The organism is Brevundimonas sp. FV2ps16 (assembly GCF_058681075.1).
In genome coordinates, this window is sequence record NZ_CM178728.1 from 1,373,259 (window position 1) to 1,389,675 (window position 16,417).

17 protein-coding genes are annotated in these 16,417 nt (G+C 66.7%); 4 read left to right on the forward strand and 13 right to left on the reverse strand.

Annotation, left to right across the window (positions count from 1 at the left end):
• Both hisN and ACW170_RS06580 read right to left on the reverse strand, forming a co-directional pair.
• Nucleotides 1-786 (reverse strand): histidinol-phosphatase, encoded by a 786-nt coding sequence (gene hisN, locus ACW170_RS06575; protein WP_492088854.1) that lies wholly within the window; start codon nt 784-786, stop codon nt 1-3.
• Between the two features lie 67 nt (nt 787-853).
• The gene (locus tag ACW170_RS06580; RefSeq protein ID WP_492088855.1) at nt 854-1,246 is read right to left on the reverse strand and encodes a helix-turn-helix domain-containing protein; all 393 of its coding nucleotides are present in this window, start codon (nt 1,244-1,246) and stop codon (nt 854-856) included.
• Nucleotides 1,247-1,438: 192 nt separating this feature from the next.
• Here ACW170_RS06580 and ACW170_RS06585 point away from each other — a divergent pair, with 192 nt between their 5' ends.
• Nucleotides 1,439-1,681 (forward strand): GlsB/YeaQ/YmgE family stress response membrane protein, encoded by a 243-nt coding sequence (locus tag ACW170_RS06585; RefSeq protein WP_008258823.1) that lies wholly within the window; start codon nt 1,439-1,441, stop codon nt 1,679-1,681.
• A 355-nt stretch (nt 1,682-2,036) separates the two neighbouring features.
• Here ACW170_RS06585 and ACW170_RS06590 read toward each other — a convergent pair whose 3' ends face one another.
• Complete coding sequence (locus ACW170_RS06590; protein ID WP_492088856.1) at nt 2,037-2,591, reverse strand: hypothetical protein; 555 nt, start codon at nt 2,589-2,591, stop codon at nt 2,037-2,039.
• A gap of 157 nt (nt 2,592-2,748) precedes the next feature.
• Here ACW170_RS06590 and ACW170_RS06595 point away from each other — a divergent pair, with 157 nt between their 5' ends.
• Both ACW170_RS06595 and ACW170_RS06600 read left to right on the forward strand, forming a co-directional pair.
• Entirely contained in the window at nt 2,749-4,407 is a 1,659-nt protein-coding gene (locus ACW170_RS06595; protein WP_492088857.1) for a GNAT family N-acetyltransferase, read from the forward strand.
• Nucleotides 4,407-5,573, forward strand: coding sequence for a kynureninase/PvdN C-terminal domain-containing protein (locus ACW170_RS06600; protein ID WP_492088858.1), 1,167 nt, complete (start codon nt 4,407-4,409; stop codon nt 5,571-5,573). Before ACW170_RS06595 ends, ACW170_RS06600 begins: the two co-directional genes overlap by 1 nt.
• Here the strand turns inward: ACW170_RS06600 and ACW170_RS06605 are convergent.
• From ACW170_RS06605 to ald, 3 genes are all read right to left on the reverse strand, one after another.
• Nucleotides 5,570-6,451 (reverse strand): hypothetical protein, encoded by an 882-nt coding sequence (locus ACW170_RS06605; RefSeq protein ID WP_492088859.1) that lies wholly within the window; start codon nt 6,449-6,451, stop codon nt 5,570-5,572. The genes ACW170_RS06600 and ACW170_RS06605 overlap by 4 nt on opposite strands.
• A gap of 141 nt (nt 6,452-6,592) precedes the next feature.
• Nucleotides 6,593-7,639 carry a GTPase ObgE gene (obgE, locus tag ACW170_RS06610; RefSeq protein ID WP_492088860.1) on the reverse strand — a complete coding sequence of 349 codons (1,047 nt, stop codon included), beginning with the start codon at nt 7,637-7,639 and terminating at the stop codon, nt 6,593-6,595.
• A gap of 194 nt (nt 7,640-7,833) precedes the next feature.
• On the reverse strand, nt 7,834-8,952 hold the full coding sequence (gene ald / locus ACW170_RS06615) for an alanine dehydrogenase (RefSeq protein WP_492088861.1): 1,119 nt from the start codon (nt 8,950-8,952) through the stop codon (nt 7,834-7,836).
• Nucleotides 8,953-9,099: 147 nt separating this feature from the next.
• On the opposite strand from ald, the gene ACW170_RS06620 reads away from it, so the two are divergent.
• Nucleotides 9,100-9,576, forward strand: a complete 477-nt coding sequence (locus ACW170_RS06620) for an Lrp/AsnC family transcriptional regulator (RefSeq protein ID WP_492088862.1) — start codon at nt 9,100-9,102, stop codon at nt 9,574-9,576.
• On the opposite strand, the gene ACW170_RS06625 is transcribed toward ACW170_RS06620, so the two are convergent.
• From ACW170_RS06625 to nepR, 7 genes are all read right to left on the reverse strand, one after another.
• Nucleotides 9,577-10,902 (reverse strand): GSCFA domain-containing protein, encoded by a 1,326-nt coding sequence (locus tag ACW170_RS06625; RefSeq protein WP_492088863.1) that lies wholly within the window; start codon nt 10,900-10,902, stop codon nt 9,577-9,579.
• Nucleotides 10,899-11,705 carry a WcbI family polysaccharide biosynthesis putative acetyltransferase gene (locus ACW170_RS06630; RefSeq protein ID WP_492088864.1) on the reverse strand — a complete coding sequence of 269 codons (807 nt, stop codon included), beginning with the start codon at nt 11,703-11,705 and terminating at the stop codon, nt 10,899-10,901. The genes ACW170_RS06625 and ACW170_RS06630 overlap by 4 nt, the downstream gene beginning before the upstream one ends.
• A gap of 187 nt (nt 11,706-11,892) precedes the next feature.
• On the reverse strand, nt 11,893-13,347 hold the full coding sequence (locus ACW170_RS06635) for an NAD-dependent succinate-semialdehyde dehydrogenase (protein WP_492088865.1): 1,455 nt from the start codon (nt 13,345-13,347) through the stop codon (nt 11,893-11,895).
• Nucleotides 13,348-13,437: 90 nt separating this feature from the next.
• The gene (locus ACW170_RS06640) at nt 13,438-13,575 is read right to left on the reverse strand and encodes an entericidin A/B family lipoprotein (protein WP_492088866.1); all 138 of its coding nucleotides are present in this window, start codon (nt 13,573-13,575) and stop codon (nt 13,438-13,440) included.
• A gap of 48 nt (nt 13,576-13,623) precedes the next feature.
• Nucleotides 13,624-15,327 (reverse strand): sensor histidine kinase PhyK, encoded by a 1,704-nt coding sequence (phyK, locus tag ACW170_RS06645; RefSeq protein ID WP_492088867.1) that lies wholly within the window; start codon nt 15,325-15,327, stop codon nt 13,624-13,626.
• A 112-nt stretch (nt 15,328-15,439) separates the two neighbouring features.
• A complete protein-coding gene (locus ACW170_RS06650; protein ID WP_492088868.1) occupies nt 15,440-16,051 on the reverse strand; it encodes a sigma-70 family RNA polymerase sigma factor in 612 nt (203 codons plus the stop codon).
• Complete coding sequence (gene nepR / locus ACW170_RS06655) at nt 16,048-16,251, reverse strand: anti-sigma T factor NepR (RefSeq protein ID WP_271165325.1); 204 nt, start codon at nt 16,249-16,251, stop codon at nt 16,048-16,050. The genes ACW170_RS06650 and nepR overlap by 4 nt, the downstream gene beginning before the upstream one ends.
• Nucleotides 16,252-16,417: the final 166 nt, after the last annotated feature.

Consider the following 16,417-nt stretch of genomic DNA (forward strand, 5'->3'; position numbering starts at 1 on the left):
CTACCCCGCCGCCCTCTTCAGCGTCACCAGCGCCTGACCGATCAGCCGCTCATCCCCGACGGCCAGGATCTGCCCGCTCCCATCCGGCGCCTCCCCGCGCCAGTTGACCACCCGTCCCCCGGCGGCCTCGATCACCGGGACCAGGGCGGACCAGTCCCAGGACTTCAGGCTGGTCTCGGCGACCAGATCCATCTTGCCCGCCGCCACCATCGCATAGGCGTAGGCGTCGCAGCCCAGTCGGGCCAGGCGGGCGGCGGCGCGGACCTGGGTCCAGGCGCCCCGTTCGGCGCCGTTGAAGATGTCGGGATCGGTGGTCGAGATGACGGCCTCGGTCAGGTGCTCACAGGCCCGCACCGCCAGAGGCGTCTCGGTTTCGCCGCGCATCAGCCGGGCGCCGGACGGGCCGCCGATGAAGATCTCGTCCAGATAGGGCTGGGCGATCACGCCCACGGTCGGTTTGCCGCCCGCGCGCAGGGCGATCAGCGTGGTCCACAGCGGCAGGCCCGAGATGAAGGCCCGCGTCCCGTCGATGGGATCCAGCACCCAGACGTGGTCGGCGTCCGGCCGGTCCTCGCCGTATTCCTCGCCGATGACGCCGTGGTCGGGATAGCGCGCGGCGATCAGGCGGCGAATGGCCGCTTCGGCCTGTTTGTCGGCCTCGGTCACCGGGTCGAAGCCCGCCGCCCCGCCCTTGTCCTCATGCCCGATGTCCGAGCGGAAGAAGGGCAGGGTGACGCGCGCGGCTTCGTGCGCCAGCTCCACCGCGAAGGATTCGAATTCGGTCATGGGCGCTATTAGCCCAGATCGCCCCGTTCCGAGAACCCCGCGCCGACGCCCTCGGCCGCGCGTCTTGTCAGGCGACCGCTTCGCTGGACTCGTGCAGCGACTTGGCCAGGTCCAGCAGGCGTCGGCGCGGCCGTTCGCCCAGCTGGTAGTAGGCCTGGATCAGATCCAGCGTCTCCTTGCGCGAGAACATCTCGCCCCCTCCGCCGGACATGGTCTGGACGGCGTCCTTGCGCTCCAGCGCCTCGGTCACGCCGTCGTAGAAATAGCTGACGGGCGTCTCCAGCGCCTCGGCCAGCTGCCACAGGCGGGCGGCCGAGATGCGGTTGGCGCCGCATTCGTATTTCTGGATCTGCTGGAAGCGGATGCCGACCTGAACGGCGAGCTGCTGCTGGGTCAGGCCCAGCAGGCGGCGGCGGCGACGCAGGCGGCGGCCCAGGTGGAGATCGATGTCGGTGGCCATGGCCCCCTGTTCCTCATCTTGCGACCTGTCCCAACGCGGGACGGCTCGCCTTCCACGCCGCAATCCGCGTGCCGAAGGTCGCGCGGCAGGGGAGTTACGCGGTTCTTCGAACGCCTCGTCAAGTCGGTCGCAACCCAATTCCCCCGGACGCATTAAGTCCGCAGCTTGGCTTCAACGGAAGGAAACTACACCATGGGCATTATCGCCTGGATCATCATCGGTATCGTCGCGGGCTGGCTCGCGGAACAAATCATGGGCCGCAACCACGGCCTGATCACCAATCTGATCGTCGGCGTCATCGGCGCCCTGATCGGCGGTTTCGTCGCCAATGCGCTGGGCTTCGCCTGGGGCGGCTGGATCGGTTCGACCATCGTGGCGACCATCGGCGCCATCATTCTTCTGTTCCTGCTGGGTCTGGTCAAGCGTCGCGCCTGATCGTCCCTCTGGACTGCAACGACGAAAGGGCGGCTCGCAAGAGCCGCCCTTTTTCGTATGGGGCGAGGCCGGCGTTCCGACGTTGGACACGCTCAAATCTTTTGACCATCACTTCAAATCGCGGCGGCGCGAGGCTTTCCGCCCCGTTTCGACCTCTCAGCCCAGCCCGCCTTCCGGCGGGGTTACACTGATCCCAAGAGGCTTTTGGGGGGAGGGGGATCATGCAGCAGGTTTGGCAGTTTGGCGCTTTGTCACCCTGTTTTTACGACACCGTGCAGCCGGACACGAAAAAGGCGGCCGGGACGCATCCCGACCGCCTTGTCTCTATCGATCCGCGGGCGTGGCCCGCCGGTCGTCAGCCCTGGGGCTGGTCGCCGGTGGGCGGGGCCATCGGGTCGCTGCTGCCCGACGGAGAAGCCGGATCGGGGATCGCCGGTTCCGGGGTCGTGGGCGTCGGCAGGGTCGGCGGCGTGGACGGCATGGTTGTGGACGGGTCCATGGTCGACGGCGTCGAGGACGGCGAGGCGGCCGAAGGCTCGGTCATCGGCGCGGGGGCGGCGCCTGGAATGGGAGCGGCGGCGTCGAACTCGGCCTTGGTATAGGCCACGGCGACATTGGCGCCCTCTTGGCGAATGCCGTTCAGCGGCACCGCGCGAAGCTGGCCGTCGGCGCCGCGCACCGTCAGCTCCTGTGCGCCCGAGGCGTTGTTCTGCACGCCTTCCAGCTTGCCCAGTTCGCCGTCAGGGCCTTGAACCGAGGTTCCCGGCGTCAGCGACAGGCTCGGCTGGGCGGCCGGCTCTTGGGTCGCGGGGGTCTGAGGGGCTGCGGTCGCGGCGTCCTGCGCCAGAGCAGGCGAGGCGATCATGAAGGCGGCGGCGGCGCTGCCCAGAATAGCGGTCTTGAGGTTCATGGGACTTCACATCCGGTGGCGCGGGCCCGGCGCCCGCATCCCCAAAACTCGCCGTGTTACGGATTGTTTCGTATGCCTCGAAAAGACCTCGGGACTGCCCCGGTTGGCCGATTCCTGGTCTAAGGTGAGGCGTTATGTCGAATCGCCAGGGGGCCGCGTGAACCGCCGCAACGTCTATGTGCCCCGTCTGCTGCGCCGATTGTTGGGGCTGGCCTATGAGCTGACGCCTCAGATCTTCGCCGTCTTCGCCTTCGGCGCCGGGTCCCTGATGCTGATCTCGGCCGTCACGCCCGAGTTCGACGACCGGCTGCGCCAGCTGACCGGCGTGGTCTCGCCGATCCTGATCGACCTGTCGCACTTCGTGGCCAGTATCGCCGGCTTCGTCCTGCTGCTGCTCTCGGCGGGCCTGTGGCGACGCCGGCGCGGCGCCTATTGGGCCGCCCTCGCGGCGCTTGCGGTCGGCGCGGTCTTCTCCCTGCTCAAGGGGCTGGACTGGCAGGAATCGATCGACCTCATCATCGTCGCCGTCCTGCTCGCGCCCTGCCGGACGGCCTTCAACCGTCGCTCCCGCCTCAGCGAGCCCTTGAGGCCAGGCTGGCTGCTGCTGCTGGTGGCCGTGGTCGTCTCCATGCTGTGGCTGGGCTTCTTCGCCTATCGCGACGTCGCCTATTCCGATGAACTGTGGTGGCGGTTCCTGGTGGACCGCCAGGCCTCGGGCTTCCTCCGCGCCGGCCTGGTCCTGTCTCTGCTGACTCTGCTCGTCGCCGGCCGTTCCCTGCTCAGTTCGCCCGGCGCGGACAGCCATGGCCCCGCCTCGGCCGACGAGATCGAGCGCGCCCGCATCGCCCTGGAGACGGCCGAGGAGGCGACGCCCGAGGCCTGGCTGGCCATGCTGGGCGACAAGGCCCTGCTGTTCAGCCCTTCGGGCCGCAGCTTCCTGGCCTATCGGGTGCGCGGGCGGCGCTGGATCGCCATGGGCGAGCCGGCGGGCGCGCTGGAGGAACGTCAGGAACTGCTGTGGGCCTTTGCTGAACTGGCCGACAGCTACGGCGGTTCAGCCGTCTTCTATTCCGTCGGCGACGATATTCTCAGCGAACTGGCGACCATGGGTCTGGCCATGCGCAAGGTGGGCGAGACGGCCGTGATCCGCACCGAGGCCTTCACCACCGAGGGGAAGGGCAAGCAGAATCTTCGCACCGCCCTGAACCGGGCCGAGCGCGAAGGCGCCCGGTTCGAGGTCCTGCCGCCCGGTGCGGCCAAACCCCTGGAGGCCGAGCTGAAGGCCATCTCCGACGCCTGGCTGGCCATGCACAATGGGGCGGAGAAGGCCTTCTCCCTTGGCCGTTTCGACATCGACTATCTGAACCTTACGCCCCTGGCGGTTATGCGCGAGGGCGATCGGATCGTGGCCTTCGCCAATCTGCTGGTCACCCCCGGCGAGGCGGCGGTGGATCTGATGCGCTATACGCCGGACGCCCCCCACGGGGTGATGGACTATCTGTTCACCCGCTGCGTCCAGTGGGCCAAGGCCGAAGGCGTCGCCGTCTTCGACCTGGGCATGGCCCCCCTGGCCGGGCTCGAGGACCGTCGCGTCGCCCCGGTCTTCGCCCGCGTCGGCGCCCTGGTGTTCGAAGAGGGCGGGGCCCTCTACGGCTTCCAGGGCCTGCGCAGCTACAAGGCCAAATTCTCCCCGGACTGGAAGGCCCGCTTCATCGCCGCGCCGGTCTCGACGCCCCTGCCCCTGGCCCTGCTCGACGTCGCCCTGCTGACCAGCGGCGGCTGGCTGGGCATGCTGGGGATCAGAAAGGGATGCTGATGTCGTTCAAACCCCTCTTTTCGCGCGCCCTGGCCCTCGCGCCGGACCGCCTGCACTTCGCCGCCCACAGCCATCATCTCTGGCCCGACGTCAGTTTCGAGGCCCAGCAGCAGGCCTGGCTGGACGCCAATCTTCATGCCGACCGCAAATGGGATCTGATCTTCGACGAAGTCATCCCTCGCGCTCAGGCGGAAGTGGCGCAGGAACTGGGCCTGCCTGATCCGAACAGCCTGGTCTTCTCGTCCAACACCCACGACCTGCTGCTGCGGGTCTTTTCAGGCTTCGAGACCCGGCCGGTCCGCATTCTGTCCACGGACGGCGAGTTCCATTCCTTCCGCCGCCAGGCCGAACGCTGGGAAGAAGCGGGTCAGGCCGTGGTCACCCGCGTGCCCCTGGCGCCGTTCGAGACCTTCGCCGACCGCTTCGTCGCGGCGGCCGCAGAGGGCGGTCACGACTGGATCCTGGTCAGCCAGGTCTTTTTCCGCACCGGCGGCCTGTTCGACGGGATCGAGGCTCTGGCCGCTTTGGCCCGGCCCGAGGGGCCCTGGGTTCTGGTCGACGGCTATCACGGCTTCATGGCGACCCCGACCGACCTATCCGCCGTCGCGGACCGGATCTTCTACGTCGCCGGGGGCTATAAATACGCCATGGCCGGCGAGGGCGCCTGTTTCCTCCACGCCCCCGACGGCTTCGCGCCCCGGCCGGTGGTGACCGGCTGGTTCGCCGAGTTCGGGGATCTGTCAGGCCCGCCGGGCGGGGTCCAGTATAGGTCGGACGGCGGTCGCTTCTGGGGCGCCACCTTCGACAGTTCGTCCCTGTATCGGTTCAACGCCGTGCGCGGGATGCTGACCCAGGCCGGGCTGACCACGGCCGCTGTAGCCGGTCACAGCCTGGGCCTGGCGATCCAGTTCCAGGACGCGGTTCGCGCCGGTCAGGCCGGCGTTCTGGGCGAGGCGCAGATCCTCAACCCCGTGCTGGGCGACGCCCCCCGCGCGCGATTCCTGGCCCTGCGCCATGACAAGGCCCCGACCTGGCGCGCAGCCCTGCTGGCCGAGGGGATCGTCACTGACGTCCGTGACGACGTGATCCGCTTCGGCTTCGGCCTGTACCAGGACGCCGAAGACGTGGAGCGGCTGATCGCCGCCTGCCGGACGCTTGGAGCCTAGAAGAAGGTCGTATCGTCCTGCTTCTTGGCCTCGGGGGCGGCGCGCGGGGCCGGAGGAGACGCCGCCGCGGGCGTCCCATTGGGGGGCGTATTCGGCGTCTGGCCTGCTGCGGGCGGTATGGCCGGCAGGGCCGGATAGGGCAGGGCCGCCGGATCCGCCGCCGCTGGGAATCCGTCTCCGGGCGTGGTCTCCGGCGCGGGGAGGGCGTCGACCGGTTCAGCCTGGCCCACCCGGTCGGGGGCGTTCAGATCGTCGCGGATAAAGACCCAGGCCCGGCTGTCCGCACAGCCGCAGGCCTTCAGGAAGCCCTCGCGGTCGCGCCACAGGATCAGGGGATAGGTGATCTGCACGCCTGCATCCTTCAGCAGGGCGCTCAGACGCGTCTCGAACTGGCGGCTGGCCTCGACCACGGCGGACCGGGCCAGATTGCCGTCGGCCGCCGGTATGCCCGCCGCCGTCCACGCGCTTGCCGGCGTCGCGGTCCAGCGCTGATACAGCGACCAGTCGCGAGTCAGCCACAGTTCGGCGATCGTGGCCCGCTCGGCGGCCGTGGACTGGGGCAAGCCTTCCCGGTCGGCGCGGGCGAACAGGATGACCCGGGCTTCGACCCCCGCCGCCCGCAGCTTCGCCACCTCCTCGCGCTCATAACGCTGGGCCGAGGCGCTGTCCCGATAGGCGATGATATAGAGGGGCGCGCCCCCGCCGCCGCCGGATACCCAGGAGGCCTCGTCGAGCAGTTGCTGGATCTGGGCTTGGTCGCGGCTGATCGTGACCGGCTGGAACCGTGAATAAAAGTTCCAGTAAGCCCAATAGCCGACCCCGGCCAGGATCAGGCCGATCAGGGCGGCCAGGGCTGACCATATCAGTAGTCGACGCATGGGGAGGCGGGCTCCAGCTTTACCGTTGGCGCTGGTTAACGCATAGCATTGAAAACCGTTGTCCGCCCACTTCTCCGACGGATTATCCGGCGAAATCCTAGGGTGACGTTCGCGCGCCACACCCGTGCATCCGCAAGCCTGTCAGGGTTGCCAGCCCGAAGTCTGATCGGCATCGCTGTCGCCGGCCAGGGCGCCCCGGGTCTTCTTCACCTCAGCCCAGGCGGCGCGCAGCAGGGCGGCCACGCCCTCGCCGGACACGCCGGACACCAGCATGGGGCGACGACCGGCGACGGCCTCCAACTCGGCCGCCTTCTCCTCGCGTTCCTCGGGCGACAGGGCGTCGATCTTGTTCAGCGCCAGGATCTCGGCCTTGTCGGCCAGGCCTTCGCCATAGGCCTCAAGCTCGCCGCGGATGATCCGATAGGCCTCGGCCACGTTCTCCTGAGTTCCGTCGATCAGGTGGATCAGGCTGGCCGAACGCTCGACATGGCCCAGGAAGCGGGTGCCCAGGCCGGCGCCCTCGCTCGCGCCCTCGATCAGGCCGGGGATGTCGGCGATGACGAACCGTTCGGACGGCGACAGGTCCACCATGCCCAGATTGGGCGCCAGGGTGGTGAAGGGATAGTCGGCGATCTTGGGCTTGGCGGCGCTGGCCGCCGACAGGAAGGTGGACTTGCCCGCGTTCGGCAGACCGGCCAGGCCGATGTCGGCGATCAGTTTCAGCCGCAGCCAGATCCAGCGTTCCTGACCGTCCTGGCCAGGGTTGGCGTAGGTCGGCGCCTGGTTGGTCGGTCCCTTGAAACGGACATTGCCCCAGCCGCCGTTGCCGCCCTTCAGCAGCAGTTCGATCTTGCCCGGCGTGTCCATGTCCAGGAGGACGGTCTCCTTGTCCTCGTCCAGCACCTGGGTGCCGACCGGCACCTTCAGATGCACGTCCTCGCCCTTGCCGCCGTGCATCTGGCGGCCCTGGCCGTGGTGGCCGGTCTGGGCCTTGAAATGCTGCTGATAGCGATAGTCGATCAGGGTGTTTAGCCCATCGACCGCCTCGATCCAGACGTCGCCGCCCTTGCCGCCGTCGCCGCCGTCCGGGCCGCCGTTGGGAATGAATTTCTCGCGTCTAAACGACACTGAGCCCGCGCCGCCGTTGCCGGAGCGGATATAGATCTTGGCCTGGTCGAGGAACTTCATCGCGGGCTTATGCCGCAAGACGACAAGAATTTACAGCCGCCCTCTCCCCTTGCGGGAGAGGGAGACCGCGCACGGCGGCGAAGCCGTCGTTCTGGCGCGGCCGGGCGAGGGGTCACACACGCGTTCGAGCGAGTGCGACCCCTCATCCGGCCCTTCGGGCCACCTTCTCCCGTAAGGGGAGAAGGATAGGCGCGTCAGCCCTTGGCCCACACCCCGAACGGGTCGCTGGACTCCATGCCCAGGGCCTGGGCCACCGCCGGATAGGTGATCTCGCCCTTCAGCACGTTCAGGCCGCGCGCCAGGTGCGGGTCCTTCTTCAATGCGTCCAAGCCGTGATCCGCCAGGGCCAGGCCGAAGGGCAGGGTGGCGTTGTTCAGGGCTTCGGAACTGGTGCGCGGCGCGGCGCCGGGCATGTTGGCGACGCAATAGTGGACCACGCCGTCGATGACGTAGGTCGGGTCCTCGTGGGTCGTCGCGTGCGAGGTCTCAAAACAGCCGCCCTGGTCGATGGCCACGTCGATCAGCACCGATCCGGGCTTCATCGTCTTCAGATGGTCGCGCTTCACCAGTTTCGGGGCCGAGGCGCCGGGCACCAGGACGGCGCCGATCACCACATCGGCCTTGACCAGTTCTTCCTCGATGGCGCCGATGGAGGAATAGCGGGTGATGACCCGGCCGCCCGTGATCTCGTCGATATAGGCCATGCGCGGGATGGAGCGTTCCAGCACCACCACCTCGGCGCCCAAGCCCATGGCCATCCGCGCCGCGTTCAGTCCGACGACGCCGCCGCCCAGCACCAGTACCCGCGCCGGCGCCACGCCCGGAACGCCGCAGAACAGCAGGCCCATGCCGCCGTTATGCTTCAGCAGGGTCTCGGCGGCCGAGAAGACCGCGATCCGGCCCGCGACTTCCGACATGGGGGCCAGCAGCGGCAGGCCGCCGCGCGCATCGGTGACGGTCTCATAGGCCACTGCGGCGCATTTCGACGCCAGCAGGCCCTTGGTCTGTTCCGGATCGGGCGCCAAGTGAAGATAGGTGTAGAGGATCTGGCCCTCACGCAGCATCTCCCACTCGACCTTCTGCGGCTCCTTGACCTTCACGATCATGTCGTTGTTCGCGAACACGGTCGCGGCGTCGGCGACCAGGGTCGCGCCCGCCTTCTCGTAGTCCGCATCGGTGAAGCCGGCGCCCAGGCCGGCGCCGGTCTGGACCGAGACCTGATGACCATGGGCCACATATTCGCGCACCGCCGTCGGCGTCAGGCCGACCCGGTGTTCGTTCTTCTTGATTTCGCTGGGAACGCCGACGCGCATGGGGAACCTCTCCGAAAAAAATGGGAGCGTCCGTCTCTGCGGGCGGATCGCTATCGTTTCACATATAGCGCCGAGCGGGTCGCAGAATCCTGTTCATTTCACGACCTGATCGCCGTACATGCGCTCCTTCTGCGAAGGAGCTGCGCCATGAAGACTGTTTCCGCCGTCGAACTGGATGGAACTGACAGGAAGATGCTCCGTCTGCTGCAGCAGGACGGCCGCATGACCAATGCCGATCTGGCGCGTCAGGTGGCTTTGTCCGAAAGCGCCTGCCTGCGCCGCTTGCGAGCGCTGGAGGCGGCGGGCGTGATCGACCACTACGCCGCCGTCATCAGCGAACGAGCGGTGGGCCTGCCGATCAGCGTCTTCGTCACCGTCACCCTATCGTCTCAGTCAGAGGCGGCTTTGAGCGCCTTCGAACAAGCGGTCGCCGCCGCGCCGGAGGTGATGGAATGCTATCTGATGACCGGGGGCGCCGACTATCTGCTGCGGCTTGTGGTGCGCGACGTCGACGATCTGGAACGGGTCCACGCCAAGACCCTGACACGCCTGCCAGGCGTCCACCGCGTCTCCTCCAGCGTGGCCATGCGGTCGGTGGTCAAGCGCGGGGTCTTGCCGGTGTGATCAGCCACCGCCTGTCCATTCGAGCCATAGCCCTACGGCGTCTGGGTCGATCGTCCCCTTCGCTCGGAACTCGGTCGATGCCAGGAGAGTCCTTGCGAAGCTGAGTCGGTCGGGATGGTGTCGCCGATGCAGATCGATGACTTCCGGGCTTTCTGGCCGTCGATTGAGGAACAACTTGTAGCCATTGCGGATTTCTCCGGCGGTCAGCCCGGGTTCGTCGGAGTGTGTCGAAACCGCCGCGATAGTCGGTTCGGAAGCTTCGTGCCGCTTGATCCGGCTGCTTTCGAGCGCCGCTTCCAGTACGTCTTCATCGCAGACGAGGTCGGCGTTGGACCCGCTCTCGTAAAGGGGCGCTGGAAGTGAGCTGTCGGCGGCCTCGCCGCGGATGAAGTGGCGTTCGAAGACGCGCATGACGTGGGCGACGCCCGCCTCCTCCACCTCACGCAGATCCTGAGCATAGTATCGCCCGGCCCCGCCGGGCCCGGTGATTATCTCGAAGGATGGGAAATAGACCACACCCTCGCGGGTGTCCGCCGCGTTCTGGGCCGCCACACGAAGCACGGATTTGCTGTAGACCGTTGATTGCAGGACGTGGCGGTCTTCGAACGTCGCCTTTAGGGGAACCGGGGAAACCGTGAGGATGATCCTTACCTTCGGATTGACCGATCGGGCCTTGTCGATGAACAGGTCTAGGTCGGCGATAACCTCGTGGACCTTGAAATTGACGGGCTCGTGCAGCGCCGGGTCGAACGCTCCGCCCGCCACGCCCGGCGCTGTCGGATAGATCGCGCCGCCGTTACGGGCACGCCAGGCTTCGGTAAGGCCCAGGGTGAAGACCAGGACATGGGCATCCTCGAACACGCGGCGTACGGCGGCCAGATGCGACTCCCGGGAGGCGGTCAGGTCCTCAAGGCTGGCGAAACCGCCCGGATCGATCTGGGGTCGGAAAGGATCGACGAAGCGGTCGCCCCTTTTCCAAGCTTCGTCGAAGGTCGCCTCACCGAAGGCGCGGTCGAACAACTGCACGGCCTGCCTCACGGTATAAACATTGCCATAGCGAGCCGAGAAAACGCCGTAGTTGGCGTTGCGGGCGTCGGCCACCGACATGCCCGGAGGCGCGGCTTCAGGAACATGATAGTTGAACCCGGCAGCCTGAAGCCGTCGCGAGATATGCTGTGCGAAACAGCTGCCCATCGTAACCACCTTGTCGGATGGCGCGATGAGGAACGGCGCGTTCGACATGGGATCTATCTGCGCCGGATGAACCCAGGTGACGCCGCGGCTCCAGAAACAATGGTCCGGCAGAGCGCTGTAAGGATTGGTCATTGCGCGGCCGCCTTCCGCATCACGGCGTCGAAATGCCGGTCGTCGGCCATGGAGCAGATTACGGGAGAATCGGCTTCTTCCAGGGCGCGGAACTGGAGGTTCAGATAGCCATCGATATCGTAGAATGTGTTCTGGAACTTCCACAGCGTGCTTGGAGGCAAGGCCAGAAAGTCGGCCACCCCTGGATAGACCGGCCACACAGCACCGTGGCTCAGGGCGTCGGGAACCATATGCTCGGCCAACTGGCGAACTGCAGCCTCGTCCGCGCCGAGTCGCCGCGCCACGACCCGCGCCAATTGGGCGATGGCCGAGATGTGCGGGTGATTCAGGACATGCATGAACAGGCTGCCGGAAGACTGCAACGGCAGAAAGAAGTCGGCGAACGGGATGGACGTAAGGTCAAAATAGTGACGCGACTCGTTCACGGCGGTCGTCCAGTATCGATCGAAGCCGAGCGCGCTCATGGTTTCCGGGGTGAACAGCCGCATGGCCTCCGCCGGCTCCATTCCCTGCTTCCAGCACCAGACGCCGATGGCCGAATGGTAGGGGGCGCTGGCCGTGACATTGATGGGCTTGCCGTCGCTGTAGGCGACGGTGAGGTCCGGATGGAAGCCAGCGAAATGGATGCTGGGAATGAGCAGGCATTTCGATTCGTCGAAATCGTGGTCGACGGTCATCTGCGCTCTCAGTTCAGGCGGCGCGGAGGTAACAACGATGTCCGCCTCGGCGGCGGCCGCAGCCATGCTCGCTCTAGCCTCCGCTGTATCAAACCAGTGTTGGCCCGTAACGTTGTCGCCGGGCATGAATATGTCCAGGCAAGCGGTAAGGCCGCCGGTTTGGCAGTTGGCGATGACTAGAATTTTGCGGCCGCTACGGTCGACACGCTTACTGAAGGATGTCACGCTGAGCTATCCACAGGGCCAAAAGGGCAGGCAGTCGACCGATACCAACATTTGACGCCGTCGTCATGTTTCGAGTCGCTGTTCGACCCTACCGCAACGCTAGGGTCACCGTCTTCACGTCCACATACTCGTCGATGCCGTGGATTGAGCCTTCGCGGCCATAGCCGGACTGTTTGACCCCGCCGAACGGGGCCACGGCGGTGGAGATCAGGCCAGTGTTGACCCCGCACATCCCCGCCTCGATCCGGCGGCTGAACCGAATGGCCCGGTCCAGATCGCGGGTGAATAGATACGACGCCAGTCCGAACTCGCTGGCGTTGGCCTTCTCCAGAACCTCGTCCTCGCTGTCGAAGGGGAAGACCGGGATCATAGGACCGAAGGTCTCTTCCTCGCGGAACAGTTCGTCGTTTCCGCCCAGGGTCACCGTCGGCTGGAAAAAGCGGCCGCCCAGCTCATGACGCGACCCGCCCGTCAGTACCAGGCCCCCGTCGGCCTGCACCGCCGCAACGTGTTTCTCGACCTTGTCGATGGCCTTGTCCTCGATCAGCGGGCCGACCTTGACCCCGTCTTCGAAGGCGTTCCCGACCTTGATCTTCGCCACTTCCGCCGCCAGCTTTTCGGCATAGGCCTCAGACACAGACCGTTCGACATAGACCCGATTGGGACAGACGCAGGTCTGGCCCGAGTTGCGGAACTTGCCCTTGATGGTTTCGGCCACGGCCAGATCCAGATCGGCGTCAGCGAACACGATCAACGGGGCGGCGCCGCCCAGCTCCATCGACACCCGTTTCAGGGTCGGGGCGCATTGCTCGGCCAGCTTCCGACCCACGCCTGTCGATCCCGTAAAGGACAGTTTGCGGATCAGGGGGCTTTCCGTCAGCACCTTGCCGATCACCGAGGCCTCGCCTGTCACGATTGATAGAGCCCCGACCGGCAGACCCGCCTGGTAGGCCAACTCGGCCAGCGCGATGGCCGTGAACGGAGTCTGGCTGGCCGGCTTGACCAAGGCGGTGCAGCCGGCGGCGAAGGCCGGACCCAGCTTCCGCGTCAGCATGGCCGCCGGAAAGTTCCAGGGCGTGATCAGGGCGCACGGCCCGACGGCCTCGCGATAGGTCAGCAGGAGATGGCCCAGCGGGCTGTCCTGGGTCTCGCCGATCAGCCGCTCGGCTTCTCCGGCGAACCATTTGATGAAGCCGTTGGCGTAGACCACTTCGCCCTTGGCCTCCTCGAACGGCTTGCCGTTCTCCAGCGCCATCAGGGCGCCCAGGCCCTCGACATTCTTGTCGATCAGCTCGGCCCATTTGCGTAGAAACGCAGCGCGTTTGTGCGGATCGGTGCGGGACCAGGCGGGAAAGGCGTCGGCTGCGGCATGTATGGCGCGTTCGGTCTCTGCCGCGCCCAGGTCCGGAACATGGCCGATTATCTCTCCCGTCGCCGGATCGTCCACCGCTATGCCGCCGCCGCCGGCCGCGACAGGCTCTCCGGCGATCAAGGCGTGTTGGCGAAGCAGGGCGAGGCCGGCGTTCCGGACGGTCTGGTTCACGGAAATCTCCTGATGAGGTCCTGAAACGAACAAGGCCCCGACGAAGCGGGGCCTTGCAAGTCTCGATCACACGGCCTTGACCGCAGACGATCAGTTCTTGGCGTCTTGGGCCGCATCCGAAACGGCCGAGCCGGCGGCCTGGGTGTCACGGCCCACGCCTTCGACGGTGTTGCAGGCGGCGGTGGTCAGGGCGGCGGCGGCGGCGACCAGTACGAAAATCTTGCGCATGAGAAAGCTCCGGTTGAGCCGACATGGGAGTCTGTCGGTCTTGTCCTATCAACGCGACGGCACGGCTCCGGTTCCGTCGGCGCCGCCTGTCTTGTCCGCAGGGTCCGTCGGCGACAGAGCTTCTGGCGTGGCGAACGTCATGCGGGCGATAGTTCCCCCGCTCGGCGCCGCGACGAACTCGGCCTCGCCCCGCAACTGTTTGGCGAAGGCGCCCATCAGGGTTCGTCCCACCCCCGCTTCCGCGCCGTCCGAGGGGCCGGGGCCGTCGTCTTCGACTTCCAGCGTGGAGGTTTCTCCATGAACCCGGAAACGTACGTTCAACGCCCCGCCCCGCCCCGCAAAGGCGTGCTTCTGAGCGTTCGTGACGGCCTCCACCAGCCACAGCGCCAGGGGCGCCAGTTTGTCGGGATCGACCAACAGAGAGTCCGCCTCCACTGAACTGACTACGACCGGTCCCCGCACGGCTTCACTGGCCACCAGTTGACCGACGAGTTCGGTCAGGAACTCCCGCGCGTCGGCGTGGCGGATGTCGTCGCTCTGGTAAAGCGTGCGGTAGATCAGGGCCAAGGCCGAGATCCGTTGGCGCGTGTCCCCCAGCGCCGCCTTCGCCGGAGCGTCGGTCAGGGCCCGCTGTTGCATCGACAGCAGGGACGAGATGATCTGGAGATTGTTCTTCACACGGTGATGGATTTCGCGCATCAGCGCGTCCTTCTCCGCGATCGCATCGGTCAGCTCGCGGTCGCGCACGGTGATGGCTTCGGCCATCTCGTCCAGGGTCCGGGCCAGGGTGCGGATTTCAGACGGGGCGTTCATCGCCTGCAACGGCCGCACCGAAAACCGGCCCTTGGCGTAGAGGGCGGCGATCCGCTCCAGATAGTCGAGCCAGCGGATGAAGATCCGTTCGGACAGAAGCATGACCGCCGCAAAGGCCGTCAGCCAGGCGCCGAGCGGCAACAGCAGGCTGCCGATCGGATTGAGCCTGGCCCAAGATAGAAGTCCGGGGGCGGGCGCCGACAGCAGCGCGTAGAGGTCGCCGCCCGCCAAGACGGCGCCTGCGTAGTCGCGATTCTGGCCGCGGCTGTCCTTGGCGGCGAAGACGGCTGAGCCCTCGTCTCGCGCTCGCGCGACCCAGCCCGAAACATCGCCGCCGTCGGCGAATTTGAAGGCGCCGGGATCGCTGGCGACCAACAGACGGCCGGCGCCATCGGTCAGGGCGGCCTCCGAGGCCGAGGGCAGGGCGGGGTCCTTGATGTCGGGCTGAAGCGCAGACAAGGGAATGACGGCCGCCATGGCTCCGTCGAACCGCCCCATGGGCCTTTCCGCTCGAATAGCGATGATCAGGGCGGCGGGGTAGCCGGCGTCGGCTGGCGCGCGGACGACGACTAGATCCTCACCCTGCCTTAGACGTTGAAACCAATAGGCTTGAGTGGCTGGCGCCACCCCGGACCGAAGCCCGTCCGGGCGGCCGGATGCACAGACGGCGTCGCCGGAGGGGCTGAGGCGATAAAGCCCTTCATAGCCATCCAGGCGATCAACCAGGGCCGTCAGCCGGGGAGCGCAGTAGGGCCCCAGGGCGTCCGGGCTCAGCGCCCGCAACAAGACCTGGGCACCGTCCAATCGCGCCTTGACGTCGCCCGCGCTGCGCTCCGCAGCGAGCTGCAGATCGACCTTTCGGTCCTCGGCCTGGCCGCTGAAGTCTGCCTGGGTCTGAACCAAGATGAGGATGAGGATCGGCAAAAGGGCCAGAGCCATGGCGGAGCCCAGCCGGAAACGAATCCCTTGAAATCGGGCGGCGTTCCACTTCCGCTCGAGCCGCGGCTGGGCGGCTGTCGGATCGGGTCTGGCTTCCTCCGTCACCGAGGGCTCAGGATCGGGCGCCGGCCAGCCTGTCGGCCTCGCCGAGAATGGAGCGCATGGCGTCGCCTGCCGCCTTGCCGTCGCGTCCATAGCCCCCCTTCTCCAGGATGGCTTGCAAGGCGCGGCGCGCCCGGCTGACGCGGCTCTTAACCGTGCCGACGGCGCAGCCGCAGATCTCGGCCGCCTCTTCATAGGCGAAGCCGCCAGCCCCGACGAGAATCAGCGCCTCGCGCTGTTCCTCAGGCAGGGTCTTCAGCGCCTGGCGCAGTTCATCCAAGGCCACGGGAGCCTCGGGGTCGTCGACCGCCACCAGGGTGCGCTCTGCGGCCTCTTGGTCCAGCTGCGACTGGCGCCAGGACCGGCGCTTCTCGGAATAGAACTGGTTGCGCAGGATCATGAAGGTCCAGGCCTTCATGTTTGTGCCCATCTGATAGCTGGCGCGCGCGTCCCAGGCCTTCATCATGGCGTCCTGCGCCAGATCGTCGGCCGCGGTCGGATCGCCAGTCAAAGTGCGGGCAAACGCCCGCAGATGCGGAATCAGCTGGACCAGTTCACGCTTGAAGCCCTCGTCATCCGCCGAAGCAGGCTTAGGCGCGGCGCCCAGACGTGACGAGCTCATGAGCCACCGCCGGGAGACTTGGCGTCGGCGCGTTTTAGAATTTCAAGAAATTCGTCAGGAACAGGCTCGTTGACGACCTCGTCGAACATGTGGCGAAGCTTGACGCCAATAGCCTGCTGACGAAGGCGAGCTTCTTCGAGCCCCGCCTCCCCCGGCTTATCGGCGCCTTTGCGCCGCGAGGAATCGGAAGAATCAATCATAGACAGAACACCGCCCACCCAACTGCAGTGCAGAAATGCAGGGTCGATAACGTACCGCCACGCAGCGAGTTCCGGGGAATGTGGAATAAATGCTCAAGCTTGGGCGCGGGAGCGGAACCGTGAGCCGATTGGCACGTTTCCAGCCTTGTAGCGCTGCGTCCTGTGA